Annotated in this window: 1 protein-coding gene and 1 pseudogene; both read left to right on the forward strand. The window is 70.2% G+C overall.

Features of this window, described 5'->3' with window-relative positions; translation table 11 throughout:
• Positions 1-127: 127 nt before the first annotated feature.
• Positions 128-1,378 carry an HNH endonuclease signature motif containing protein gene (locus ACFYP0_RS10545; RefSeq protein WP_356975837.1) on the forward strand — a complete coding sequence of 417 codons (1,251 nt, stop codon included), beginning with the start codon at positions 128-130 and terminating at the stop codon, positions 1,376-1,378.
• 672 nt (positions 1,379-2,050) lie between these two features.
• A pseudogene (locus tag ACFYP0_RS10550) lies at positions 2,051-2,520 on the forward strand (hypothetical protein); the annotation flags it as partial.

Raw genomic sequence — 2,520 nt, forward strand, 5'->3', positions numbered from 1 at the left:
GCACGGCAAGCGGGGAGCGGGGAGCGGGGAGCGGGGAGCGGGGAGCTCGCAATGATCGACGAAATGTCGTTCCGCTCATTGATCAGGACGACTCCAAAGTGTCGTACACCAGTTCTATTCTGGTTCCATGTTGGAGTCGTTGGCGCAGGTGGGCGGGGCAGTCGACGACTGCGCCGAAACCGCGCTCTGGGCGCTCTCCGATGACGAGCTGCTTGCTTCTCTCGACGCGACTCAGGTGTTGGCGCAGCGGTTGGCCGCCATTCAGCTCGGTCTGGTCCGCGAGTTGGACGGTCGAGGGGTGGCGATCGCCCAGGGCGCCTCATCCACGGCCGTCTGGCTTCGGGAGCGGCTGCGGCTCTCGGGTCGCAGCGCCCGCCAACTGGTCCAGCTCGCCACCACCATCGACGCCGCCCCACCAGCGGTGCGCGACGCGCTGCTCAGCGGTGCCATCAGCGTCGAGCAGGGGCGGGTGGTGGCCGAGACGGTCGCCGCCCTCCCGGTCGAAGCCGGTCCCGAGGTGGCGGACAAGGCCACCCAACTACTGATCACCTGGGCCGACCGTTTCGATCCGACAAGCCTCAGCCGGCTCGGCGAGCGCGTCCTCGCGCACGTCGCCCCGGAGCTGGCCGACCAGGCTGAGTTGAAGGCTCTGGAGCGGGCCACCGAGCGGGCCGAGGCCCGCCGGCACGTCACCCTCTCCGAGCAACAGAACGGCCAGGTACGCCTCAGCGGCAACCTCGACACCGAAACCGCGAGCCTGCTGCGCGAGGCGATCGATCCGCTCTGCGCCCCAGCCGGTGAACATGATGACCGCAGTCCTGGTCAGCGCCGCGCCGATGCGTTGGGTGAGATCTGCCGACTGGCGCTACGCACCGGTCAGCTGCCCGACAACGGGGGCGACCGTCCTCAGCTGGTGGTGACCGTTTCGCTGGAAGAACTAGTCAACGGCGTACGCGCCGGAACACTGGAAACCGGCACGCGCCTCACCCCCGGTGCGGTCCGCCGCCTGGCCTGCGATGCGGGCGTGCTGCCGGTCGTGCTGGACGGCAACAGTCAGGTCCTGGACGTCGGCCGGCAGCGCCGGCTCTTCACCGGCCCTGTGCGGCGCGCGCTGGTCCTGCGGGACGGCGGTTGCGCCTTCCCTGGTTGTGATCGACCGCCGAGATGGTGCGACGGGCACCACATCCGACACTGGGCCGACGGTGGGGTAACGGCGCTGGGCAATGCGGTGCTGCTCTGCGGCTACCACCACCGGTTCATCCACCGCGGCGACTGGACGGTCCGTCTCGCAGCGGACGGTCGACCTGAATTCCTCCCGCCCAGCTGGCTCGACCCGCTGCGCACCCCGCGTCGCAACCTCTACCACCTGCGCTGCTGACGCCCCCAACCACGCCCACGCCGCCCGCGACCGCGCCGTAAAACCGCCACCGCCACCGCGACTGGCACCCGCCACCGCCACCGCGAACACCGCCACCGCGACCGGCGCCGCCACCGCGAACACCGCCACCGGCACCGCCGCGACCGGCACCGCCACCGCGAACACCGCGATCGGCACCGGCACCGCGACCGCGACGACCCTGCTGTCTCTGCCGGAGCAAGCCGCGTGTCCCGGTGATCGACTCGGCTTCCTGGAAACCGGGGCGTTGCACCAGCCCAGACACCGCGACTTCCTGAAAGCCGAGTCGATCACCGTCTTCGCGGCGGTCACGGCATGAGAAGCACGGCGCGAGGCGGGTCGTGATCACCCGCCTACACCCGGTAGGCAATCTGAAAGCCGAGTCGATCACCGTCTTCGCGGCGGTCACGGCATGAGAACCACGGCGCGAGGCGGCGCGTGATCGCCCAGCGACACCCGGCCAGGCAACACGCCGTCTCGGATGGGTGGTCGCGTCGGTAATTCGCTGGATGCGTCGGGTTCGGAAGCGTAGTGTTGCAGCCCGCTTGACGGCCGAGGTGAGCTGCACCGGAACGGACGTCTTCGCGCCGGGCGGCCGGCCATCCGCCCCCGGACACGCGAGCGCGCAGCAGATGTGAACGATGGGACGTCAGCATGCCCGCACTTGACCTCGACACCCAGCTCCACACCGACCTCGGCCTCGACGCGGACCTGGCCGCCGAACGCGCACACCTCACCACCTCTCGGGCGGCGCTGGGTCGGATGCGGGAGCGGGCCGAGTCTCTCTTCGCCACCGGTGACCAGGTGGCCGGCGACGCGTACGCGGCCGAGACGCTCGGCCGCACCCTGGCCCGGCGGGTCGCCGAGCTGGCCGACGACCCGACCACTCCGCTCTTCTTCGGCCGCCTCGACTTCGCCGGCGCCCCGAACAACAGCACCACCGACAACAGCGCCACCGACAACAGGACCACGGACAACAGGACCGTCGAGGGCAGGACCACCGACAGCAGGCCCACGAACAGCAGCGCCACGAACAGCAGCGCCACGAACAGCAGCGCCACGAACAGCAGCGCCACGAACAGCAGCGCCACGAACAGCAGCGCCACGAACAGCAGCGCCACGAC

The sequence above is a fragment of the Micromonospora arida genome, from assembly GCF_042873195.1.
Taxonomy (GTDB): Bacteria; Actinomycetota; Actinomycetes; order Mycobacteriales; family Micromonosporaceae; genus Micromonospora; species Micromonospora arida.

Bases quoted from the DNA above. Each gene is read 5' to 3' on its own strand.
- ACFYP0_RS10545 (WP_356975837.1), top strand. From the start codon at position 128: ATGTTGGAGTCGTTGGCGCAGGTGGGCGGGGCAGTCGACGACTGCGCC.